20 protein-coding genes are annotated in these 23,692 nt (G+C 59.2%); 12 read left to right on the top strand and 8 right to left on the bottom strand.

What is annotated here, in order from left to right:
- Together OJB03_RS13090 and OJB03_RS13085 are read right to left on the bottom strand one after the other, a co-directional pair.
- Positions 1 to 185, bottom strand: a 185-nt coding sequence (locus OJB03_RS13090; RefSeq protein WP_263788181.1) for a GTP-binding protein, incomplete at its 3' end; no start/stop codon positions are given.
- Between the two features lie 422 nt (positions 186 to 607).
- Positions 608 to 1,384, bottom strand: a complete 777-nt coding sequence (locus tag OJB03_RS13085) for a flavodoxin family protein (RefSeq protein WP_263788179.1) — start codon at positions 1,382 to 1,384, stop codon at positions 608 to 610.
- Positions 1,385 to 1,396: 12 nt separating this feature from the next.
- Between OJB03_RS13085 and OJB03_RS13080 the strand changes: the two genes are divergently transcribed.
- Both OJB03_RS13080 and OJB03_RS13075 read left to right on the top strand, forming a co-directional pair.
- Complete coding sequence (locus OJB03_RS13080) at positions 1,397 to 2,023, top strand: hypothetical protein (protein ID WP_263788177.1); 627 nt, start codon at positions 1,397 to 1,399, stop codon at positions 2,021 to 2,023.
- Between the two features lie 430 nt (positions 2,024 to 2,453).
- The gene (locus OJB03_RS13075) at positions 2,454 to 2,831 is read left to right on the top strand and encodes a hypothetical protein (protein ID WP_263788174.1); all 378 of its coding nucleotides are present in this window, start codon (positions 2,454 to 2,456) and stop codon (positions 2,829 to 2,831) included.
- A 43-nt stretch (positions 2,832 to 2,874) separates the two neighbouring features.
- Here the strand turns inward: OJB03_RS13075 and OJB03_RS13070 are convergent, their stop codons facing one another.
- The 3 genes from OJB03_RS13070 to OJB03_RS15795 form a co-directional block, all read right to left on the bottom strand.
- Positions 2,875 to 3,045 (bottom strand): hypothetical protein, encoded by a 171-nt coding sequence (locus tag OJB03_RS13070; protein WP_263788172.1) that lies wholly within the window; start codon positions 3,043 to 3,045, stop codon positions 2,875 to 2,877.
- A gap of 53 nt (positions 3,046 to 3,098) precedes the next feature.
- Positions 3,099 to 3,365, bottom strand: coding sequence for a PIN domain-containing protein (locus OJB03_RS13065; RefSeq protein ID WP_263788170.1), 267 nt, complete (start codon positions 3,363 to 3,365; stop codon positions 3,099 to 3,101).
- A 374-nt stretch (positions 3,366 to 3,739) separates the two neighbouring features.
- Positions 3,740 to 3,892, bottom strand: a complete 153-nt coding sequence (locus OJB03_RS15795) for an FCD domain-containing protein (protein ID WP_423816385.1) — start codon at positions 3,890 to 3,892, stop codon at positions 3,740 to 3,742.
- Positions 3,893 to 4,112: 220 nt separating this feature from the next.
- Here OJB03_RS15795 and OJB03_RS13060 point away from each other — a divergent pair, with 220 nt between their 5' ends.
- On the top strand, positions 4,113 to 4,661 hold the full coding sequence (locus tag OJB03_RS13060; RefSeq protein WP_263788168.1) for an OsmC family protein: 549 nt from the start codon (positions 4,113 to 4,115) through the stop codon (positions 4,659 to 4,661).
- Positions 4,662 to 5,117: 456 nt separating this feature from the next.
- Here the strand turns inward: OJB03_RS13060 and OJB03_RS13055 are convergent, their stop codons facing one another.
- Complete coding sequence (locus tag OJB03_RS13055; protein ID WP_263788166.1) at positions 5,118 to 6,323, bottom strand: lactonase family protein; 1,206 nt, start codon at positions 6,321 to 6,323, stop codon at positions 5,118 to 5,120.
- Between the two features lie 937 nt (positions 6,324 to 7,260).
- On the opposite strand from OJB03_RS13055, the gene OJB03_RS13050 reads away from it, so the two are divergent.
- The 7 genes from OJB03_RS13050 to OJB03_RS13020 all read left to right on the top strand — a co-directional run bounded on the left by OJB03_RS13050 (position 7,261) and on the right by OJB03_RS13020 (position 15,558).
- Positions 7,261 to 9,837 carry a carbohydrate binding family 9 domain-containing protein gene (locus OJB03_RS13050; protein ID WP_263788164.1) on the top strand — a complete coding sequence of 859 codons (2,577 nt, stop codon included), beginning with the start codon at positions 7,261 to 7,263 and terminating at the stop codon, positions 9,835 to 9,837.
- A 235-nt stretch (positions 9,838 to 10,072) separates the two neighbouring features.
- Positions 10,073 to 10,801 (top strand): response regulator transcription factor, encoded by a 729-nt coding sequence (locus tag OJB03_RS13045; RefSeq protein ID WP_263788162.1) that lies wholly within the window; start codon positions 10,073 to 10,075, stop codon positions 10,799 to 10,801.
- A 12-nt stretch (positions 10,802 to 10,813) separates the two neighbouring features.
- Complete coding sequence (locus tag OJB03_RS13040; RefSeq protein WP_263788159.1) at positions 10,814 to 12,337, top strand: sensor histidine kinase; 1,524 nt, start codon at positions 10,814 to 10,816, stop codon at positions 12,335 to 12,337.
- Between the two features lie 31 nt (positions 12,338 to 12,368).
- Positions 12,369 to 12,842: a DinB family protein gene (locus tag OJB03_RS13035; protein ID WP_263788156.1), complete on the top strand. Its 474-nt coding sequence runs from the start codon at positions 12,369 to 12,371 to the stop codon at positions 12,840 to 12,842.
- 164 nt (positions 12,843 to 13,006) lie between these two features.
- The gene (locus OJB03_RS13030; RefSeq protein ID WP_263788154.1) at positions 13,007 to 14,263 is read left to right on the top strand and encodes a hypothetical protein; all 1,257 of its coding nucleotides are present in this window, start codon (positions 13,007 to 13,009) and stop codon (positions 14,261 to 14,263) included.
- A 111-nt stretch (positions 14,264 to 14,374) separates the two neighbouring features.
- Positions 14,375 to 14,527, top strand: a complete 153-nt coding sequence (locus tag OJB03_RS13025) for a hypothetical protein (RefSeq protein WP_263788152.1) — start codon at positions 14,375 to 14,377, stop codon at positions 14,525 to 14,527.
- Between the two features lie 485 nt (positions 14,528 to 15,012).
- Positions 15,013 to 15,558, top strand: a complete 546-nt coding sequence (locus OJB03_RS13020; RefSeq protein ID WP_263788151.1) for a 2'-5' RNA ligase family protein — start codon at positions 15,013 to 15,015, stop codon at positions 15,556 to 15,558.
- Positions 15,559 to 15,803: 245 nt separating this feature from the next.
- On the opposite strand, the gene OJB03_RS13015 is transcribed toward OJB03_RS13020, so the two are convergent.
- Entirely contained in the window at positions 15,804 to 16,019 is a 216-nt protein-coding gene (locus OJB03_RS13015) for a hypothetical protein (RefSeq protein WP_263788148.1), read from the bottom strand.
- 1,108 nt (positions 16,020 to 17,127) lie between these two features.
- A complete protein-coding gene (locus OJB03_RS13010; RefSeq protein WP_263788146.1) occupies positions 17,128 to 21,054 on the bottom strand; it encodes a cold shock domain-containing protein in 3,927 nt (1,308 codons plus the stop codon).
- An 826-nt stretch (positions 21,055 to 21,880) separates the two neighbouring features.
- Here OJB03_RS13010 and OJB03_RS13005 point away from each other — a divergent pair.
- Together OJB03_RS13005 and OJB03_RS13000 are read left to right on the top strand one after the other, a co-directional pair.
- Entirely contained in the window at positions 21,881 to 22,198 is a 318-nt protein-coding gene (locus tag OJB03_RS13005) for a site-specific integrase (RefSeq protein ID WP_263788144.1), read from the top strand.
- 21 nt (positions 22,199 to 22,219) lie between these two features.
- Positions 22,220 to 22,870 (top strand): tyrosine-type recombinase/integrase, encoded by a 651-nt coding sequence (locus tag OJB03_RS13000; RefSeq protein WP_263788143.1) that lies wholly within the window; start codon positions 22,220 to 22,222, stop codon positions 22,868 to 22,870.
- The last annotated feature ends 822 nt before the right edge of the window (positions 22,871 to 23,692 follow it).

Genomic DNA, 23,692 nt, shown 5'->3' with positions numbered 1-23,692 from the left:
TCCATCGTCATCCAGTCGCTCATCGCGAAGCGGTCGGCCTTGCGGGCCTTGATCTCGCCGGCCTCGTGAATGGCGCCCCCCTTCAAGAGAAGCTTTTCGGTAAGGGTCGTCTTGCCCGCGTCCGGGTGACTGATGATGGCAAATGTCCGCCGCTTTTCGATTTCTTCCTTGAGAACCGGATCCACGTCGTCCGTCGGGGCGGCGGGCTCTTCCGTATGCAATGCAGCCTCAGTGTTGCTCACGACAAAAAGATAGCTTGTTCGATGGGAGACGGCGTCCAGTTCAATTCCCGTTTGGGAAAAATAGCGTCTCATTATCGGTTATTGGATCATCCTCTGTCCAAACGGCGGATTTGCTGCCCGAAACTGGCCTGAATCTGCCAAACTTGACCCAGAGTGCCCGATAGGTGCCACGCTCCTCCACAAGCCGAGCGTGCAGGTGTTTGTGTGCAGGTCAGGTCCGAGGTATGCTGTAGACATAAGGAGGTTTGTGGTTAAAGGAGCCGATTCACTCCAACGTAGCCACCACAGATGCTGTAAAACACGTGAAGAGGCGGCCCTGGCCCACACAGGCCTTCCGAGTCGAAGAGCTTCGGTGTCGCTCGTCTCTAGCGGTGCTCCGGATTCGGATGGTCGAAGCGGCAGCCGGCCTCCCATTCGGACCGCTGGTTGCCGTGGGCGGGCACGCCGCCGGCCTCGTGAAGCTGGAGGGCGGTGTGCATCAGGTTCCATGTCATAAACGTGGTGTTGCGCTGCGTAAAGTCGTTATCGGTCCCGACACGCGAGCCGTCCTCCCGCTCGTCGCCGTAGCTGGGACCGGGGCCGGCCTCTCCGATCCAACCCGCATCGGCCTGGGGCGGAATGGTGTAGCCGAGGTGCTGGAGGGCGTAGAGGATGCCCATGGAGCAGTGCTTGATGCCGTCCTCGTTGCCGGTAATGAGGCAGCCCCCGGCGCGGCCGTAGTATGCGTACTGGCCCTCGTCGTTGAGGTCACCTGAGTTGCCGTAGAGCCGCTCGATCACCCGCTGGCAGACGGACGACTTTTCGCCGAGCCAGATGGGGGAGCCGAGCACCAGGATGTTGGCGCCCAAAACCTTCTGGTAGAGGGCGGGCCAGTCGTCGGCGCCGGCGCCGTGTTCGGTCATGTCGCCGTACACGCCGGGGGCGAGGTCGAGGTCGACGGGCCGCACCACCTCCACGTCCACGCCGTTTTCCTCCATGATGGCGGCAGACACGTCGATGAGGGACCGCGTGTGCGAGGACTCGGGAGACGGTTTGAGCGTGCAGTTGAGGAAGAGGGCACTGAGATCCGAAAAGTCGGTGTCCGAATCATCGCAGAGGGCCTGCTGCCGTTCGGTCAAGGACTGCTCTTCGTTCAGGGACATGTGCGCTGAAAGTTGAACGTTAGGAAGTTAAGCGTTGAGGGGCTAAGCGTTGAGGGGTGCCCGGTGGAGCGTGGCATCGGGGACGGTGGAGAAGACGGGCCCGTTGGGGACCTCGGTCCAGTCCTCATCGGTGATGCGCTCGGAGGCGAGAACGGTGGCGCGGTAGTCGGCGCCGTCGGGCGGGACGGCGTGGTCCTGGCCGCAAAGGGGACAGGCGCGAACGGTCTTCCGCTCGACGGCCCAGAGCGTGCGGTTGAGGCGGGAGCCGGCCAGCGTGCTTCCATCGGTCCACAGCAGGTTGAGGGCAGGTCAACTTGTGGTCTCTTGGAGGGCCTCTCGGAACCGATGGAGCGTTTACCCGAGCTGTTTGGCTACCGATCGGGCCATCTCCAAGCGGCGCTGGATGTCTTCGACTTGCCGGGCCGCCCGGTCAAGCGCTTCCGGCAGATCCGACAAGGAATCTTCGTGGGAGCCTTCGTGGGAGCCTTTATAGGACTCTTCGGAGGGACCTTCGTGTCTGTTCTCTTCCCTGTCAGTCGGGTCGAGCTCTCCGACCAACCGGAGCTGACCCGCTTCGATAGACTGCCGTCCGCTCTCGTTGAGATTAGCCTCGTTGAGATTAGCTTTGCCAAAGGTTGATTCGTTCATGGGTGGGTCGGTTGGTTGTGGTGGAGCCAACGGCTGTGGTAAGAGAGTAATAAAGGCAAGGCTGATCTGGTACTGGAAGCAGGGCTGGCCCGGATGCCATTGCTGTTGACTCAGGCCTTTGCTTCTCGCTGAACATGCGCCCCTGTGATAGCAGGCATTAGAACAATGGGTGTTAGAATTGCAAGTGTTTGTCGCAATTGAAAGGCCCAGGGAGATTTTCACTTACGGCAGATGGCCTCCTCTCCGGCAGCGCGTTCAAGCTTGAGCACCGACAGGCCTGAGCACCGGCACCTGGGCGGCGGCCGCATATCGTCTGTCGACGGACGCATGGCTACTGGCCGATTTGCGCCAGTCTCACATGGTAGTCTCACATGGTAGTCTCACGCGGTAGTCTCATGCGGTGATCTCATGCGGCAGTCTCGTGTACCTCGACCCTCTGCCGGTCGTTCTCGTCCTGCTGCAGATAGCGGCGACCACTGCCTCGCCCTTCGCTCTCGCTTTTGTTGTCTCGCGCAAGTTGTCGAAGCAGAAGGAGGCTCCAGCCGAGCATATCGATCTGCTGCAGCACAAGCTGAGTCACCGGGTGGGCAACGACCCGGGCGTGGAGGTCAACCGCCTGGAAATGGCCAAGCAGAGCAAGATCGCCGAACAGGGCCAGATGGCCAGGCAAACTGGAACCGATAACCCCGCATTATCGGTTGTTAGATTTACCGCCCAAAATAGGCCTGAATGGGACCGATCCATCGGGCGATCCGCCGGGCGACTTGCCAGGTCGGTAAGGGGTCGCTGTTCTGCGTGATCTACCCTGCGCTGTCTACTCCTCCGCACCTACTCCTCCGCACCTACTCCTCCACGACACTGATCGACTCTACCTCCTCTTCTGAGAACCGCAGGACTTCTCCACTGGCCGTTTTGATCTTGTAGCCCTCCCGGGTTTTTCGAATGTCGTCTTCCGACTCGACCTGATACCGGGTCTTTCGCCGGTCTGTGGTGGTTACTTCGGCAACAAGCATCTCGCTGGACACTTTGTCTTGAAATAGGGAAGACGAAAGCAGGGCCCTCAGCCTCACTGTTCCTCGGGCGCTTGCCCGACCTGCTTGAGAAACTCCCGAGGCGTGAGGATTGGGATCCCCATGTAGGACCCGAGCTCCAGAAGATCCGAATCTCTAGGCACGATGAACTCCGCCTCCAGCTCCAGAGCGCATTCGAGAAATTTATCGTCGTCTGGATCTAGGCTTACGCTTCCAATCGACGGTGGGTCGGCGGCGCGCAAAGCGCCCTCCCCGGAGGCAAACGCTTCGATCAGGGCGCGCTCCTCCGACCTGCCTACCACAACGATCTCTTGAAGAGCCTGCTGATGCTCCGTCGTAGTTGGCTCAGGGAAGCAAAGCTACTTTCCGCATGTCTTGGTCTCTTCAATGACTGCCCCAACGGCACATAACATATCCTCCTGTGCGGTTGCTACTTTACCGTCGGGTCAGTCGGTGGAGAACAGAGTAGCTACCCCCATCCTGCTGCTCGTCTGCTCCGTTAGTCACTTCTTTGCTCTGAAGCTGCGACTGAGGCTGAGTGATATTCAGTTCTCGAGCGCCCCCGAAGAGCAGTTAAATTCAGTATCCTGAAGGCATTGAGGACAACAGTCCCCTCAGACTTCTGAAGCGTAAGTTCTGTAGTCCTTTCGTGACGTACTTCCCAGAAAGGTGTAAACTACTCCGACGGGACTGGGCTCCGTTCGGGACTCCATTTCTGAATGATGTCCCGAACTCCCTCTAGGTGGGCCTTCATCCTCTCCTCTGCTAGCGATGCATCTCCGGCTCGAATGGCATCGAGAATCGCACGGTGCTCGCCTTCAGCATGGATGGAGTTCCCTCGACACGGGCGCGAGCAAGATGGAGAGAGAAACTGAATTTCAGCCTACCCTGCCAACGGTTCCCCTCCACTTCCTCTATGTAGGCAATGCTCAGAGCGAGGTGGTCCAGAGATAGGTGTAACGTTGCATAACGCGATTGCACTCCCTAATCGGGAATAATTGCTTAGTCAAATAGCCGTTGCTCACAACACTATAGAAACCAAACCCTCTATGTCCGAAAAAAGCTGCTTGACCCTCAATATCGACAACTTTAACGACTTCGCAGAGCAGGTCCAGGAGGACCCCAGCAAGGCGGACTTTTCGTTTACAACGACAACCCGCTGGCAAGGCGGCGCGCAAAGCGAGACGGAAGCGCGCGGGCGCACCATCTCCGCCGACGAACCGGAAGATCTCGGCGGTCAGGATAGTGCTATCGACCCGGTAGAGCTTCTTCTTGCCTCGCTGGGCAGCTGCCTGTCGATTGGCCTCGTCACACAGGCCGCAAAGCGTGACGTCGACTTCAACGACTTCGAGATCGAGGTCACCGGTGACCTCGACCTGCGCGGCTACCTCGGCGTCGACGACACGGTCCGCCCTGGCTTTACGAATATCGAGTACACGGTCCGCATCGATAGCGATGCTGAACCAGAAGTCCTTCATGAGATCCTAGAGGCCGCCGAGGCCGGGTCGCCGATGTACGATAACATCCTAAACGGCGTCTCAGTCACCTCAAACTTGGAGACCGAGCCGGCCCTCGCTGGAGACGGCGCCCCAGCGTGAGCTCTTCAGTCAACTCCTGTCCCTCAGTGCCCGCCCCCCTGTGAGCGTCCTATGCTTGCGGGGGCTCGGCATTTTTTCCCGGTACTACCAGCTGTGCCATAACCGCAACTGAGCCAATCCCTTCATCGTCTGCGGTGTCCAGTACCTCTTTGGGGCAATGCCTGTGAAGCCGGGAAGTGGATGAAATAGCATCGGCCCTTGGTTCTCGCTGTCTCTCTGTTCTCGCTGTCTCTCTGAGCCACTTGTCTTCTCGCCCTAAACACCACACGAAGCAAAATTTGAATAGGCTCGAGGGGATCAGGGTCTACGATGTAAAACTCATGGGTGCGTGAGGGGCAATATACAAAACGGGGCAGGCCACCTGGCCTGCCCCGTGACTCGCGCGCTGCACGAGGGACCCTCTCAGTTGAACATGAGGGCCATGCGATGGAAAAGAGACCACCCCTGGGGCCACCCTTAGAACGAGGCGAGCCCCGCCGTGCTAGCTGGGAGCCCAGCTGCCGCACCGTCGGTCTCCGTGAGGGCGCCCGTCTGCGGGTTGATCCGGAAGCCCGTGATCGCGCGGTCTCCCTTCTCATGGACGTAGAGGACCGAGCCAGAAATCGTCATGTCCAGTGGCGTGCTTTCGTCCCCGAGGTCGGCAGTGACACCGTTCTCGGTGACCCGCTGCAACGCCCCGTCGGACTGCACTTGGAACCCCGTGACGGTGCCGGAGGCGGTGTTCGTGACGTAGGCAATCTCTCCGTCCGGCGTCACCTCGACCCAGCACGCGGCCTGTTGGGTCGTGGGGGCGGAGTTGACCACTGTGTTCAGCGTGCCGCCCGTCCCAACCGAAAAGTGAGAAAGAGCGCTCCCGTTCTCGGTCCCTTGCGCCTCGGAGACCAGAAGCGTGCCCTGCGGCGTGAAGTCAAAACCGAAGGGGACGCTTCCGTCGTCAGCGTCGTTGACGGTCGGGGCGCCGACCTGGCCGGAGGCCTGGACCGGGTACACGATGATCTGGTCTGAGGGACGGTCGGTGACCACGAGCTGCTGCCCGTTTGGCCCAAACCCGATCTGCGGGGGGCCCTTCACGTCTTCAGGTAGCGCCGCGGTACCGACCGGGGAGAGGGTCCCGTCCTCGAGGGTAAACCCGCTGATGTTGGGCGAGGCCTCCCGCCCGGCGTTCAGCACGTAAACGAGATCCCCGTGCACCGCGACGCTGAGCGGCCGCGGGCCGCCAGTCTTCACCACGTCGGTCCGCTTCAGAGAGCGCCCGCGACGCGAAAAGACCGACAGCTCGTCGCTGCCCGGATTGGTGACAAAGAGAAATTGGTCTTCATCCCCGAACGCCAATGGGTTCGACGACGGAGCAACTCCACTGCCGCCCGCGCCCCCGGTCGGGTAGGACTCCAGCTTCGATAGCCGCCCGTTGGCGGCCCGGTTGAAGGCCACAACGGCGTTGCCGGATGGGCTGTTGGTCATCGTGAAGACGGCCCCGGTCGCCGGCCCGTTCGCGGCGTTTCCCGGCCCGTTCAGGCCGTTCCCCCGCCCATCCGTCTGGGTCTCTCCTTCAGACGAGACGGCCTCGCTGTCGGATCTCTGCGGGCCGGTAGCGTCACATCCGGTGAGTCCGACGATTGTTAGCAGTATAACAGGTAGAAAAGTGCGGTGTACACGGTGCATGGTTGAGCCAGCTTTTATCTGCGGAAAATGCGAGAAGCAGCGCTCCGGTAGCATCGGAGCACTGCACAGCTTGCCCATCAGCGCCGGCCCAAACATCGCCTAGGTCTAAACAAACATCACCCCGATCTAAAAAGGTATAACACTTTCCCCACTGTCCGCCGAGCATCCCACGTTGACTGCTCACCAGTCGGATCGTGCGACGAGGCAAGCCCGGGATTCTACTCTCCAATCGGGAGCATACCGGCTCAGAAGCCCTGTCCCCCGCACCAGTGGACCAGGAGACAAACGCTGGGGAGTGCAGAGCGTCCTATCACGTCTTACGGGTCCCCACAAGCATCAATCGCTGTAAGGCCCTCTTCGGCTATCGTATCCAAAGCGCTGGGTGTGTCTCCTAGCCGGACGGAGACGAGCTCACCCTGGAGTTAGTCAGACAGAAGACCTTCTTCGGTCCGGCGGGCCTCGTAGATGGTGGACGGAATCGTATCTACGCGAGTAGTGAGGTGAGGACGTTCGTCGTCGCAGGTCTCAGTCAGATGAACCATTTAGCCGTTCCAACTGGCGTGGAACCGAGTCCCGTACGGGCCTCCGTGTCATGTGGCGATTTGACCGCCTCGGAGGCCGGGCCAAGCTCCCTTGCCGGCACAAAACAGGTCGTAGCATTCCCCCGAGAGGCGATCCAGTAGGAAAGATTCTCTCTCTCCGACGAACAGGCGGGACCTGACAACTGCGTTTCGGGTCGTGCCACGCAATAAGTTCATCGTCAGGCTCCGATACACGCTTCAGTGAGAGGGCTGGCGTGAGACTCCTGTGATACTTTCTGGGCCGTCGGGGCGCGTTTGCACAGGTTTACATCTCGCTGTGAGGAAATCGACATTAAAATCTGGCGGCCAGCGGTCTTTGTGTGTGTGCACAAGCTTTCGAAACGTACGCTTCCGCCATGACTGCTCTGGTGATGGGTGCTCTGCTTTCGGTTCTGGCCCCGACGACGGACTCAACCGACGATGAGGACCGGCCCGTGTTGCGTACCCAGCGCGTAGAGGCATCCCTCTCCATCGACGGCCGGCTGGACGAAGGTGTGTGGACGGGCGTCCCCGCCGCCACAGGGTTTCGCCAACTGGAGCCCAAAGAGGGACAAGCGCCGACGCAGGAGACAAAAGTGCACATCCTCTATGGGGAAGATGCCCTCTACGTCGGCGCGAGGCTCCACGACCAGCGCCCCGGCCGCATCCGCGACCGGCTCGCGCGGCGCGACCAGCTGAATCAGGCCGACTGGTTCGAAGTGTCGATCGACTCGTACCTTGACCGCCGGACGGCCCGTACCTTCGCGGTCAACGCCGCCGGCGTACAGCGCGACGGCATCGTGCGCAGCGGGAGCGCCGACCAGCGGGGCTTCAACGAATCCTGGGACGCGATCTGGCGGTCGGCGGCCCGCATCACCAACCGGGGATGGGTGGCGGAGCTGCGCATCCCGTACGACATGCTGCGGTTTTCGGAGGCCGAGCGGCAGACGTGGGGCCTTCAGTTTCGGCGCCGCATTCCCCGCACCAGTGAGGTGCTGGAGTGGCCCCTCGTGCCCCGGTCCGAACGGCAGGCCAGCCTCGTGGCCGAGTACGGCCGGCTGAGCGGGCTTCAGGGGCTGCGCCCCAACCGCCGCGTAGAGGTGGCTCCCTACGTGCTCGGGCGGGCCCGCACCCAAGAAAACCCCGACGCGCCTGGCACCATCCAGTCGAGCGGCGCCGCCGACGTGGGCGTCGACGCTGAGATCGGTCTTGGGTCGAACGCCACGCTCGACGCGACGATCAACCCGGACTTCGGGCAGGTGGAGTCCGACCCGTCAGTGCTTAACCTCACGGCGTTCGAGACTTTTTTCCCGGAGAGGCGACCGTTCTTCATTCAGGGCACCGATATCTTCGACTTTCCGCTTGGGCTGGAGAACGTGCGGGGCAGCGTCCGGCCCGCTGAGCTTTTCTATACGCGCCGGATCGGGGCCGTCGATCCGGTGGTAGGGGCGCTGAAGCTCACCGGTCGCACGCAGAGCGGACTGTCCTATGGGGCGCTGGGGGCCACGACGGGCCCGGAGTTCGCCCCGGAGCGAGGGTACGCCGTAGGACGGGCCGAGCAGCAACTCGGCGCCCGGTCGACAGTTGGCGGCATCGTCACGGCCTTCGACGGGCCGGCCGGCTCCTCCGGAGCGGGGCGCCGGCGGAGCCTTGTGGGGGGTGCCGACTGGGACCTCCGCTTCGGCGGCGGCGCCTACCGCGTCGAAGGACGCCTCACCGGCTCGCACCGCCGCACGTCGGCGGGCTCGGAAGCACCCTCCACGGGTGGCGAGATCACGACCGAGTTCGAAAAGCTACAGGGCGACTGGACTTATGACGCGGGCTTCCGCATTCGCACGCCCGAGTACAACCCGAACGATCTGGGGCGTCTCCGCCGTAACAACCAGATCCGGTTCAGCAGCTTCGTCCGTCACCAGTTCAACGGTGGGCAGCCCGTCGGCCCGTTCCAGAACCTCTCGGGCTTCTTTACGGTCAACCAGAGCTGGTCGTACGACCGGGGGCTGAACCGGGGCACCGAGCCGTACCTGGAGTTTGGAGGCCTCACGGACGGGTTCCGCCCTATCACGCTCACCGTGGACGGTAAAAACCTCTTCGGCGGGGTCGACCTGTTTGAGACGCGGGGGCTGAGGCCACGGGCACGCCCCACGACCGCCATTAGCACCATCCGGGTCGGCACCGACTCTCGTCGTTCTTGGCAGCTTACCCCCCGCGTGTCCTGGACCGCGCGTAGCGACGCGGGTTGGGAGTGGTCGGCGGGGCTCGACGCGGAGTGGAACGTGGGCAGCCGCCTGAAGCTCTCCGGCGGCCTCTCCTACCAGCAGGAACTGGGCGTTGTGGAGTGGGCCGCCAACGAAACGTTTGTCCGGCGCGGCATGAACGAATGGGCCGTCGGCACGGAGAGCGCGGCGCCCTCGGACCTAGGCTCCGACGAACTTTCGACGCTCTCCCGCGGCACCGACGCGCTCGCGGCGGCCCTATCGGACGTATCGACCGCCAGCACGTCCATCGACGGGCAGCCCACCTACTACGTCCCGATGTACGGCAGCCGCGACACCGAGCGCATCAACCTCACGCTCCGGTCGAACGTCGCGCTCACGACGGACCTCTCGTTCGAGTTCTTCGGGCAACTCTTTGCTGCTCGGGGGCGCTACCAGGACTTCCGCGTTCTGAGCGATACGGACGACTTTGACGCGTTCGGGGCGTACCCGCGGCGCCACGACTTTGCTCGGAGCAGCTTCATCGCCAACGCAGTCCTGCGGTGGGAATTCCAGCCCGGGTCGGAGCTGTTCGTGGTGTGGTCGCAGGACCGACGCCTTAACCGAGATGACCCGTTCTTCCGCGACCGGCGGGCCTCTTCCCCCTATGATCGCCCTACCAGCCAGCGCCTCACCGACGCGTTTCGGGACGTGCCGCGCAACGCGTTCATCGTGAAGCTCCGATATACGCTCCGGTGAGCAGCCACTGTGCCCGGCTTCCCGCTTAGGCTTTCGCCACTCATCCACACTGTCTCGTAACACCGTCCCCTCTCCGCATACGCAAGTAGGAGATAGTCGTGGCGTGGTTGCAGGTCCGGCGCATCACCGACGCGCTCCGCGATGTGCCATGCAACATTGTCACCGTAAACCTCAAGTATGTTCTTCGATAGACTGCGTACACTGCTTCTGCATCGACCGCCGAGGTGCCGCTGTCATGGACACGTCCCACCAGATCCTATTCATCGAGGATGATCCGGAAATTGGATCGCTCGTCTGCGAGGAGCTCCGCGACCACGGGTGCCCGGTCGACTGGTACAAAAGTGGAACGGACGGATGGGCACATTTTCGAGAAGAGGAGCAGGACCTCATCGTGCTCGACCTACGGCTACCGTCCCTCGACGGCATGGATCTGCTCCGTCGCATCCGAGACGCAGATCCGCACGTGCCGGTCGTCATCCTGTCGGCGAAGGCCGAAAAGCGAGACGTGGTGCGGGGGCTGGAGCTAGGGGCCGACGATTACGTGACCAAGCCCTTTAGCTCAAGCGAGCTCATTGCCCGTATTCATGCGCTGCTGCGGCGGTTGGCAGCCGAGCGAGAACGGCATGCCCGCGGGGACGACGAGGAGATTCAGGTGAGGCCGCTCACGGTCTATCCCCAACAGCACCGAGTCACTGTGGGGGGGGATGCGGTCGACCTCACGGCGAAGGAGTTCGACCTGCTCTTGCAATTTGTCCGGCATCCGGGCCGGGCCTTCAGCAGAGGCGAGCTTCTCAATCACGTGTGGGGAGAAGAGTTCAATGGGTTCGACCATACGGTGAACACCCACATCAACCGCCTCCGCGACAAGATTGAACCGGATCCCGACGACCCGATTCTCATCCAGACGGTCTGGGGCGTGGGCTACCGGTTGGCAGATCCCGACGAGCTTCCTGCCTCATCATGACCCATACCGGCGATGAGTCGAATCTGGAAAAGCCTCTACGGCCGAATCTCGCTCCTGTACCTGGGTCTATCGCTCGCGCTGTGCTTGACGTGCGCGTGGGTGACGGTTTGGCAGTTCCGCACGTTCATGGGCGCGGTGAACCAGCGCCTGGACCGGCAGTTGGCAACCGACCTCGTGCCGCGCATTGAGGCCGCTGGGGCTGATGGCACATACGACCGGGCCGTCAAACAGGTCGGGGCCACCATCGAAGAGCTCCGGCCGGCCGTGCAGCTGTATGTCCTCGATGCATCGGGGCGGGTCCGGGCCAGCTCGGTTGAGGACCCGTATCTTCGGCGGCAGCGGATCGACTTGGCGCCGATAAAGGCGTTCGTGGGCGGAGCAACCGTGCCAGTGCGGGCCCAGGATCCGGCTTCGACGACTGACCGGAAAGTGTTCTCGGCAGCCCCAATTGAAGGTCCCGACGGGCAGCAGGACTACCTGTACGTAATCCTAAACGGCTGTAGCGCCGACGCTATCGCCAGCACGTTCAAACAGACGTACGTCTGGCGCACGTTTGCGTCCAGCCTGCTTCTGGCCCTAGGGTTCACGACGGTCGTTGGGCTGGCGCTCTTCTGGCTGCTTACCCGCCGATTCCGGTCCCTTACCAACGTCGTGCAGCGGTTCAAGGAGGGCGATTACGATGAGCGGGCCGACGCCCAGCGTGACGACGAGATTGGGCAACTGGGACAGGCGTTCAATGAGATGGCCGACACGATAGCGGCTCAGGTGGAGGCCCTGCGCCGCACCGACGAAGAGCGGCGCCGGCTCGTGGCACAGGTGTCGCACGACTTCCGGACACCCCTCACCTCGATCCGCGGCCACGCCGAGCGTCTCCTCGATTCACCAGCCGCGGGCGACGGGGCACCATCCGACCAGCTGCCTGAAGGCGAGAATCCTCCCGCGCCTCCCCAGCGGCTCGAACGGATCGAGACGATCCTTGAGAACACCGAGCGCCTCGATCGCCTTTCGGGTCGGCTCCATGAACTTTCGCGGCTCGACGCGCCGGAGTCCAACTTGAACCAGGCCCCCTTCTCCCTGGCCGAACTCGCCCACGACCTGGTAGTCAAGTTTCGTCCTGTGGCGGAGGACCGCGGCCTCACCCTCCGAGTAGATTTGACGCCAGATTTGCCGTCAGTGGAGGGGGACATCGGGCAGATTGAACGCTTGCTGTCCAACCTCATCGAGAACGCGCTGGAGAACACGCCGGCCGGTGGCGAGGTGGTTCTACGGCTCCAACGGGATGATGACGATGTCCGTGTGGCGGTCACCGACACGGGGGTCGGGATCCCCGAAGAGGAAATTCCCCTCGTCACGCAGCGCTTTCATCAGGTGGACCAGGTAGACGCACCCGCAGGCTCTCAGGACGACGGTGACGGATCGGGCCTTGGCCTCACGGTCGCCGCAAATGTTGCAGAGGCGCACAGCCGTTCGTTGGAGATCGATAGTACCCGAAGAGAGGGAACGACCGTTTCGCTTCGTCTCCCCGTGGCAACGTGACCAAATACCATTTGGAGAAACCAAGACGATAATGCCTCAATCCCGTACCGCAGGTGATTTTCGGTCGCTCTTCGAGTACGATCGCTGGGCCAGTGATCGGCTGCTTGATACGATGCAAGCCGCCGGCTCCGTCCCCTCGCGGGCCCCCAACCTGCTCATGCACCTGCTCCGGGCGCAGGACGTGTGGCACGGCCGTATCGAAAGCACGGACCACGCCGATCAAGACCTCTGGGTAGAGGCCAGCCTGGAGGACTGCGCCCGGCGTGCCGAGCAGGCGGCCCACCGCTGGAAACGTCTGCTCGACAAGCTTGCTGACGATGATCTCGACCGGCTCATCGCTTACAGGAACTCGAAGGGTACCGCTTTCGAGACGCCTCTCAGGGAGGTGCTCAGCCATGTGGTGAACCATGGCACTCATCACCGAGGCCAGATCGCGCTTTTGCTCCGAGAGGGCGGAATTGCGCCTCCCCCGACCGACTACATCTTTTACCTCCGTGAGCAGTGACCTATCACTGTGGGCGGCTCACTGTCGGTAGCCTTCTCTTGCGCGGCAGTTGCTCGCGATGAAGTAACGAGGGTTTCTCTCGATCAAACGTATGAAGTGCAACGCGTCTTGGCGAATTTTCTGTCGCTCATGCGCCTTGTTCTTGAGAACGAACTCCGGCACTAATGTTGGCTCGTAATCTAATTTGCCTATCCCTCTTTTTTCTTCTGGTCAGCACCAAACCTACGGCCGTTCACGGACAAGAGTCGGACGCGGCGAGCATCCGAGCCGCCTTCGACAGCACCGTAGCGGCCAATACATATACCGCAACGATTGAAGATAGGGCACTCAAGGGACCGGGCGCTGACTGGCTGGTTGCCCGGGGCCGAGAGGCCAGCCACTTCCTGATGAGCGAGCGGCACGGCACCGCCGAGACTCCGGTCGTCGCCGCCAGTCTTTACGAGCGGCTTTCCGAATACGGCTACGGCCCAGTCGCTCTGGAAATCGGGCCGTTTGCGGCCCAAGAAGTAAACGAAACGCTCGGCCAGAACGGGTACCAGGCCTTGGAGGGTCTCATCACGCGCTTCAAGAGCCCACCAATCGCCTTTCTCGACCGGAAGGCGGAGTCGAAGATGGCCGCCCGCATGGCGGAGGCGGGAGCCACGATCTGGGGCGTCGACTACGAGTTTGCTTTCAGCTTGCCGATGCACCTGGATGCCCTTGCCGATCAGGCCGAGACCAATCGGGAACGGAAGGCGGTCCAGCGAGCCCGGAGTAAGATGAAAGGAGAGTGGGGTGGGGTAGGCGGACGGGCTCTCGTCAAGGCGACGCCCTCGGAACTCCAGTCGCTTCGATCGGCCTTTGAGTCACGCGGTGATGAGGTTGCCCTGGCCCGCATCGACGCGATGCTAGAGAGCAACGCGATTTACGCCCCATACGTCCGAGATGCAGGCAACTTCGCCGTGAGTAACCGGCGCCGAGAGGCCCTCATGAAAGAGCAGTTGATCCGCCACGTCCGGGAGTGGGAGTCCGCTCGGGAAGAAGCGCCGAAGGTCTTCCACAAGAACGCCCACATTGATAAGGTTGCCCCGATCGATCTCCACGTGACCTTCGGGGCGTTCGTGGCGGAGTGGTCACGGGGCCGGGGAGAAGAGACATTTCACGTCCTAGCCGACTGCAACGGCGGACAGATTCCAGAGAGCGGGCAAGACGAGGGTGGTAAATGCAATGCTCGCCTAGGGGGCGAGGACAGTCCCTTCACCGACCACCTCCGAGAAGACAAAGTCGTGGTGATTGACTTGCGGCCGCTTCGCCGGTACTTCGGAGCGAGTTTTCTCTCGTCGGAGGACCGGCGGCGGATTGTGTCGTACGATGCTTATGTCGCGATTCCCAATGTCAGCCCTTCCGACCTATTGAATTCTATCGGGGCAGCAGATGATTAAACACACGGTGCGTCTCCCCCCAGATCTTCTGTCTCAACTGAAGGGCCCGCTCGTTTGATGCACGTTCCCGACCATGAGTCCATGTTGCCCAACCATATAAGTCCGATCCCGATGCCAGATTCCAAGCGGGAGGCGGAGATGCTCTGTCTGCTCCTCGACGCAGGACTGCACCCACGTCTCCAGGAGGGTTCCGATCAGGAAGGCCTCGATGAGAAAAGCACCGACGAGGATCGTGAGCAGGGCTCCGGTCTGGACCCCGAATGAGAAGCTATGTTAGGGGGCTACTCCTAGCGGCCCACAAAACCATCGAAGCAATACCTATGCCCGATTCCCGCAGACAAAGCTCATCTGGGCGCGATCCGCTTGAGCGCGGCTCGCTCGAACACAGGTTCCCGGTGCCCTCATCCGTCGAGGAATGTCTGGCAACGGCTCTGAGAACGGTCGCTGCCCTCGCTCTGCTGAGGTGGGGAGTGCGGTGGCCCTGGCCTTTCCCTCCCTTCAGGTTGGCAGGGCCCTTGCCGTCTCCGACCCGCTTGGCGGCGTGGTCCTCGGCATAGTCTCAGCTACGACCCTTCACTGTCTGAGACAGAGAGCAGGCGGCTCTTCGCTGTTAGGTCGGCGCTTCTCATCTTCGGATTCATCGGGCTGGCTATCAATCTACGCGAGTCGATTCTCGCGGTGGCCCCGCTTGCCTTCGCGCTGAAAAGCATCTCTATTGCACATCGTCTCGCCAGAACGTAGGCAGAACTATGGCACTTTCTGTCGTAAGTTATCCAGCGCTGTCTGAGGAGGACTACGAACGGATACAGGCCGTCCGCGAAGAGCACGATCCACTGTACTACGGGGTCATCGACCCGCACATCACTCTCGTTTTTCCAACCGACGGTGTCAGGCGAACGACTCTCATCGAACACGTTCGAGAAGAAGCTTCTTCAACGGCACCGTTTGAGGTCGTTTTTCGATGCGCGATTCTCGGAGATCCGGACTTTGAAGGCCACGCTCACGCCTTCCTGGTTCCGGATGAGGGATTCAGCGACCTCGTGCGGCTGCACGACCGCCTTTACACTGGACCCCTTGCGGATTTTCTTCGACTGGACCTTCCTTTCCTTCCACACGTCGGGATTGCCAACACACCCGACCCGGAAGACTGCAAGACAATCGTAGACAACTTGAACGCGAAGAATTTTGAGATTCGGGGTCGCGTAGAATCGTTCGATGTGGTCGAATATGACGAGGAGATAGTCCGTCCCATTGAGCAATTCTCTCTTTCAGTCGACCTCGGAATAGAGACATAATCCCCCGCCACAGACGACGTGGGGCTAGTGCAACCATTAATCGAAGTCAGCCAGGCGGGTTTGCCTCCGCGCACTGTGGGTGAACGCGCACGGGTATGGCGACTTCAACGCCTGATGCTTTCTTCTCGAACGTCGACAATAATACGGGGCAGCACAAAAAGGCTCTCGAGGGAGCCAGGAAGCTACAGCAAATATATCCGGACCTCGAGCAGGCCATTTGGGGAGAGGCGAGGTCTCTCTTCTGGTTAGGTCGGGTTGAGGAAGCGATAAGCGTTGTAGAAAAGCGACTCCCCAGAGCAGAGGACAAGTTCGAACGCGTCGTCTTGCGCCATCACCTCACTCAATTCGAGGCAGCGGCTGGAGACACGGTCCGAGCGCGGGAGCACCTCGAAGCGCTTCAGAAGATTCCGCTTTCCCCAGACGTACGAAGCCGGGGCGCTTTCCCATTCGCGAGTGCTCACGCGGCTTTCGGGGACGTAGATGCAATGATCGAAGAATACCAGAAGCAATCAGACTGGTGGGCGATCCCTACGACCGCGCTTCGGACCGCGCCTGAACGGCTCCCGGCCCTCCGGGAGGATCCGCGCTACAGTGCCCTTCTCCGCAAGGTTCACCATTCCTGGGGCCTACGTCCCGACGGAAGCCTTCCAGAGCAGACTCTTGCGCCCGAGCCGAGCCGCTAGCGCGAAGCTCTCACAGCGGGCAGAGTCTCGTAGAAAGCAGTCCTCAGGCTCGGGCCGACTAGAAGCTCGGACCAGCCGCTTTTTCTCGTTAGCGCATCTGGATATAACACTCGATAAAGCGACGGTATCGGGAGTTATCGGTCGCAAATCGCCCTACTGTGGGGGTAACATACTTTTGTGGCAACTGAGCGGCGCGTCAAGAAGAACTCCGGCCACACCTCTTGGGAAACGTTCAACCGGTACGTCGAGGTGGTGCAGCTGCTGGTCGGCGTTTCAAAAACCACCGTTTTTGAGACAGGTCTCGCCCCGGAAGGGCGCGGAGGTGGCGATCTCTCATCTCCGCCGGTCGGTCAAGCGCTACGCCCGCAAGGCCGAGATTGAAGAAGTCAGGCGCGTGTCTCCGCACACCTTTTGGTAGTGATGGGGCACTGCGACGACGGCCATAAGGACCGTTTCTTCCTCACCAACTATGGCCTCTTTACCAGTAATGACTCGTTTGCATTCTTTGGTGTTAGAGAGCTGGACAAGGAAGGTCTAATGACCTTCCTGCTAGGCAAAACACACGCTGGAGCTCCATCGTGAAGTCTCGCCTGAAGCGGATGACGAAGTATACCAGTAATCTCGATCGCTTTGACACAGCACCGTACAGGGATGGTTGTGTAAAGAGATCCTCTTGGCCGATGGAGACGACCGGAATTGCCTCTCAGATGTGGGTGAGTGAGTCCATCTTGCGCTGAACGCGAGATTGTCATAGGTCAGTCGGCGCACACAAATGCAAAAAGGCAGAGATGCTAGCGCCCTACAACGACTTCACTCTGAGGTGTCCTCTTGAAGACGGCGTTTTCGGAAAGGCAGATCGTCAAGACCAGAGGCGCACCGACGATCCTCAGTGTTGAGACTTCGCCTTGCGCAGGCGGTCGGGATCATCGTCAGAGCGCAGCTGCTCCGCGTACTCGTAACTAAATCCAGCCTTTTCAGTGTCGTACTCAATCTCGCATTTCTCGCACCGAAAGACAGGACGACTTTCACCCTTGGCGCCGCTTAGCCAGACCATTCGACTTCCACAAGAATAGCAGAAGTGCTCCGCTCGCTCTACGTGTCCTTTCTTTCTCTCGATAAACCTTTTCAGCCAATCGGAAGGGCGCTGGTTCGATCTATGCAACCTATCTCGCCGATCCTCCATCGCTTCGGTTGAGCAGCAGGCACCACAGTCTTCTTCGGTGCATATCCACCATCCGTTTGGGCACTGCTTTGAGTCACGACTGTCGATGATGCTAGAGCATTTCGAATTGAGGCAGTGGTGTAGATATACCTCCTTTCCTCGATTGGTGCATCCTTCGTTAGTGCAGTGGAAACGTGTGACGCGGTAGTGAGCAAATGCTGAGTCGTCTACCGGGTGCATGTACTTCTCACATTTTCTGCAGCCCAGTCGCTCCAGTAGCTCATTGAATCGGTTGAGAGTTCCCATATACCGGCCATACGCTCCATCATCCATGCTTCGGTCAAGCTGGAGGAGACGAATAAAGTCTTTGAGCGTATATGACTCCCACTCATCTGGGGAATGGTTTGGCCGGTTCGCCTCGAAACACTCTTCTCCTCGGCACCACCAAAATTCCTGGTCCCATTTCCAGTGCTTGCCATCTACATGTCTCCCCTCGCAGTACTTGCAGGGTTTGTATCTTTGCGTCCGTTTCTCGTGCAGATGAGGATTATTCGAGTAATGGTGCCCGTCCTGTAGCTCAATGAAGAAGTTGTGCGCTTTCGCAAACTCCTTCACTGCTTGCTTGCCCTTCGGACTTGCTTTCACCATCCAGGTTTTTGACCTGCTATGGTAACCCGAGTGAGGAAGTTGCTTTACTGCGTCGATGAGATTCTCGTCGTATCTGAACTGGACTTCGAAGTAACTTACTCCTCCAGCCTCTTTCTCTATTATCTTTTTCTCTTCCGGTCCACTTGAATTCTGATTAGAGTAGGACGTGCGTCCCGCCGCAAATTTCATCTCAGTTCTCCCATTGCACTTGCTAAACAAGCCCTGAAGCGCAAGTTCTTCCTCTCTTCTGTTTGCAGATTGCAGGAGTATCTTCAAAAGCTCTCCCTCCAGTAATACTTGCCCCTCCACGTCGATTTTCTGAAGGGTTTTTATTGCGATCTCTGGAGTTAGGGCTGCGATTAGCTGGTCCGTTCGAAGTCTTCTGCCAGATAAGCTTTCTGGGCCAACTCGCGAAAGTTGACTGAGCGTTTTGATATCGAGGGAGACCTTTCCCTTCGCGTGGAGGTGAAAGAGCCAACGAAGTGCACGGACCTGTTCTTCTGGGACCAAAGCAACGAAGACATTCTGAATTGTCTTCGGGTCGGGCGGATCGGCATTTCCTTCATTCCAGAGCGCTAACTTCGCCATATCATGGACTGCAGGCGCGCAGTCTTCGAGGCTATCTTCAGGGTCTTCCCCCAGCAGTCCTAGCTGCCGCACAGCTTCTTTGATCGGAGGGTACACGTCTGGGTCTACACAATCAGGAATACCCTTCAGGTACCGGTCTAGTCGCTCAGCAAGCTCGCTTTCGGGCAGTATTCCGTCCTGAGACCACGTGGCCGCCCGGGTGATATCCTCCTTGGAGGCGTCTTCGAAGTGCTGATCGAGGGCCTGTTCTGGGAGAACGTCGATCATCTCGTCCCTCCAGATCTCGAGGTGAACTTCAGGCCCAATCGATCGCGCGAGATGCTCCGACACACTTCTTTGCTTCTTTCCAGCAAGATGGTTCTGGATCTGTCTCGCAGTCCACCTTGCATCAACTATTTCCTCATCCTCAGAAATCTTCTCTATCGACATCCGCAGGATTCCAGCCCGAAGTGCCGCGCTGGTCGACTCGCGGCATAGGATATCTTCGACGACGCTTTCAGGCAGATCATCCAGGTTTTCCTTCACCCAGCTGCTCGGAAGGTCGTCTAGCAGCCCACGGGCATACAGGCAAGACTGAGCCTCAGGCTTGAGTGACCGTGCAAGATGCTCTAGGACGTTTTCCTTTTTCTTTCCGGTAAGGTGGCTCTGAATCTGCTCAGCAGCCCACTGCGCACCAGCCGTCTCTTCATCCTCGGTCAGATTCTCTATGACAGTTCTGAGTATTCCAGTCCGTAGCTCAACGCTTGTCGTCTCACGGTTCAAAATATTGCCAGTGACACTCCTCGAAAGATCGTCCAGATTTCTCTTGACCCACGAGCTAGGAAAATCGTCCACGAGCCCACGAGCATACAGGTGCGTTAGCTCCCATGCAGTGCACTCTTCTCGCAAAGCGGAGACGGTGACTCGAAGTGGGGCTTCTCTCTCATCAAATCCTTCCGACGGTTCTTTCTGGTCTGGTTGTGATTTCTGAGAGGAGTCGTGCCCAATCTGTTCAAGACTCTGAAGGCTTCTTCTCCAACTCGTAATCCCATCAAGGCGACCATGGCCCTGATCTTCAGCGATCAGGCTCTCAGTCCTCTTCTCCGCGACTTGCGCAAGCTTATGAATATCAAGACGCTTGAGATATGACGTGATGTCTTCTGAGTCCACGTTTTCCAGCGCTTCCGCCAACACTTCTGGGCGGATGTTGTCGAGAGCCTCCCTTCTCCAAAGACCTGCCACATCCAACAGGCGAAGCGCACCCTGGTCAAGTCCGGCCGAAACCACTTCTTGCAACTGATCCTCTAGTTCCCGGACGGCCGTATCGTCAACACAGGCGTTCTCGAGAAGTCGATGCAGATATTCGAAATGACGGCGATTCTCACTCGGCGGCCTGTCACCTGAGAGAACCAGATTGAACGTTTCGTCTGCATACTTTCTGAGTTCGGGTTCAGACACCTCCTTCGCGATTTCCTTCAGATAACCTCCGGATGTCTCCGCGAGGATCTCAGGAGAAGGCAACGGGGCGAGTCCTTCTGTAAAAAGAATTGTCCGCCCCTCTGAAGAGAACCGATTCTTCTCGGCTATCTGCCCTACTCTCTCTCTGACGAAACCAGTTAGGCTTTCCTTTTCTTTTTTGTCATCAGCAGCATTTTCGAGCCGTCTCCCAAGCGCAGACACGTAGTCGTGAGATAAGGGAGCACTTTTACCTTCTATTTTCGAAAGCACCAGTTCAGCGTACTTTTGAAGTTCCTCTGCCCCAAGCACATTCAAGGCAATATTGTGAAGGTGCGGTACAGTCTCTCCTGGGGCTACCGCATCCTCTGCCAGAAGCTCTCGGACTACACTGGGATTGCCTGAGAAGTTTTCTAGTCGGTGGGCGTAAGCTGCTTCGACAGACCCATCCTCCGATTCGGAAGGAATGGGACGGAAGGCAACCCAATCTCCATCATTCAGCCTGCGAGGAAGTACTCGGCTCTGGTGAACGAAAACATCTTCTCCGCCAACATCTCTCTTTCGCAATGGACGAGTGAAGCCATATCCTTTGTCAGAATCGAAGAATTTAACTTTCCCCACCATCCACAGCCGATCGATAGGTCCGGCCTGAGTTACTGATGGCCCGCTGTGGATGACCTCCAACACCTCACTGCGTGCTTCCTCATTGGGAATCGACTCGGCGATTTCACGCAGAGCCGTGTTGTCACGAGGTGCTTCGGTGAGCAGGTGGACTTCGGTTGCTCGCCGCGACTCAGATTCCCTGGCCGTCTCCGAGTCAAAAAAGACGAGCTCATCTTCTATTGGCAGACTCAGCTCAATGGCCTTCCGGTTGAAATAAACATCCTTTCTACCTGGCTCTGTGATCTCCTCCACGAACCCGAAATCTTTACTCGGGTCGTAGAACTTGACACGTCCAATTCGACCTTGCCCTGAAGTCATGTGTCCACGTCGAGTTTATTCTGAGGCGTGATCAGCTGAGAGTCTCCGAAGAAATGAACTTTTGGCAGGCAGTCAAACAGTTTGATTTTCAAGTCGCGAGAGAAGAGCAGTCACCTGACTCCATATTGTGCTGGCTCGCCCAAAGTTATCATCGTGCATCTGAAAAGGTCCGGTGCCTCAGACCAGTGAGGAGACCTTGTCAACCTCTGCGAGAAGGCTATTCAGCACGCTCGACCGCCCTGAACTTTCAGGTTACCGCCTACCTGAGACTCTGGGCCCCGTGCTCTACCTTCCTTGCTGCTGCGTCACAGGTGTCGTGAGACTTTAGTGCAGTTGGGCAGTCTTCCTAACCCTTCTTTGAATCCAAACCCGTCTGAACCGACATGTGCCGACCAGTACGTCTGCCTCCGCTTTTGACCTTGTGCTCGGTTCTGTACTCCTGGGTGGTGGGCTCGCGTGGCTCGCGCTGAGAGGACGAATCGACCGGGCTTACGAGCGCGGCCACTCGGACCGAGTGGAGGACGTCTCAGCGCTGAAGCAGGAGGTCTCGGCCCTCGAGCAAGAGGCTGAAAGCCGATCGAGCCGTCTTTCAGCTAGATCAATGAGAGACTGGCACCCGTCAGGCCTCAAAGTAGTAGGCGTCAGAGGTGCGTCCCTGAGGGCTGCCTTAATTAGAACTGCTCTCTTCCAAAACCCGTCGGGCCGCAAGAGGCTGTCTTATGATTACGGATAAAGACGATTATTTGTAATCACGGCCGGATTTCTCCATCTTGTCAGGGCGTTGGTTTCCCCGTAAGTCCCTTCGCCTGCCACGGGCAACCTGCCAATGAGCGACCTAGGATCTCGGGGCGGTTCCGGTGAAGACGGTTTTCTCACCGGCCGCGAGCGAGAGCTCGCCGACCGCGCGCAAGAGCTCTTTGAGAAGCGCCTCTCGGAAAACACCCGGAAGGCCTACGCCTCCGGGTGGCGCGACTTCCTTCGGTTCTGCAAAGAGCACGGCCGAGACCCGCTGCCGGCCTCCAAAGAAACGGTCGCGCTCTACCTCTCGGACCGGTCCGGTTCCCACGCCCCGACGACGCTTCAAGTCCGGCTTTCCGCAATCCAGCATCTCCACGACGAAAGCGGAGCGGACAGCCCCACCTAGTCCAAAGAAATCGAGGGGCTGATGTCCGGCATCCAAAGAGAATCCGATCACACCACCAAGGAAGCCCCACCGCTTCTCACCCGCCACGTCCAGGACATCGTAGATGCTCTCCGCTCGGTCGAAAGCTCGGAGGCAGACCGGATCCGAGCCCGCCGTGACGTGGCAATCATTTTGCTCGGGTACGCCGGAGCCCTGCGGCGGTCGGAAATCGCGTCGGTCGACGCCGGGCACCTCACCGACCGCGACGACGGGTACGCGCTGCTCGTTCCGGAGAGCAAGACCGACCAGCCTGGAAGCGGCCAGTACGTAGGGATTCTGCGGGCCGGAAGCGAGTACTGCCCGTGCCGGGCCCTAGACCGGTGGATCGCTACGTCTGGAATCGACGAGGGTGCGGTGTTTCGGGGCGTGCACTGGAGCGGGTCGATCATGGACCGGATCAGCCCTCAGACGGTCCACCGGATCGTCCAGCACGGGGCCGAGGCCGCGGGGCTTTCGGTCTCCCCGACCGGCCACTCTCTTCGCGCCGGCCACATCACGCAGGCCACGATCAACGACGTACCAGACGGGACGATCCGCTCGCAGAGCCGGCACGAGGACCCGTCTACCTTCTACGGGTACCAGCGCGTGCACAAGGCTCTGGAGAAATCCTCGAGCGGGCAGCTTGGGCTTTGATTCCTTTTCCTGAAGCTTGGGATATGCTTGAGGCAGACAGAACTGATGAATCACTTGACCGTCTTGATGACCTCGAAGTGACAGCACCTGATGGTCACAGGGAGTCTTCGATTGCCCCTTTTCTCTTGTGGTAGTGAAGAGCTTCGATGGAGAGAGGTAGTGGGGCAGATCAACCTGAGGGACGTCAGAAGTGGGGTTTGACTGCAGAGGCTTCCCTCTGGAAGCGATAACTGCTTGGACTTTGACGGTCGCTATTGGAGCACAAATATTTTGCGCCAATGAGGGAGTTTTGGACGTAGCCGATTTTTATCGTCCTCTGTCCTGCAATTCTTCGTCCTATCGTTTTTCATCAAACGGTCAGCAATCCGGATCGGTGCCAGCGCGAAACGCGGTTTTCCTCAAATCCCGGCTTGACACCCTAACTGATCTGTAATAGAAACGTCTGCTTTGAATAAAGCAATGTGGGAGTAGCGTACTTCTGAAAACGGCAGCAGCCGTAACAGAAGGTGATCCAAAGCAACTGAAGTGCTTGCACTCAGAAAGGTCTCAGGCCGGAGTGGACGGTTCATCTGGCGATTCAATTTACATGCACTTCGCCCATCATATTGCTCGGATTTATATATACATTTACTCGAAATACAATACATAATACAATTTCAAGCTTTATTTTATTGTCATTTTAGGGAAAAAGTGACCGCAACTCCCAAGAACTCTGCCGAGTCAGTAAAAGCCGGAACTTGTTCTCAAGGCAGACGAGTTGAGAGTCATTCCTTGTACCATTCCTAAAGACTTCAACGTTTCGCATTCACTGATCATGTACTT

The sequence above is a fragment of the Salinibacter grassmerensis genome, from assembly GCF_947077765.1.
Taxonomy (GTDB): domain Bacteria; phylum Bacteroidota; class Rhodothermia; order Rhodothermales; family Salinibacteraceae; genus Salinibacter; species Salinibacter grassmerensis.
Note: the sequence above shows the minus strand (reverse complement) of the source record. Positions and strands in the feature narration are given on the sequence as shown.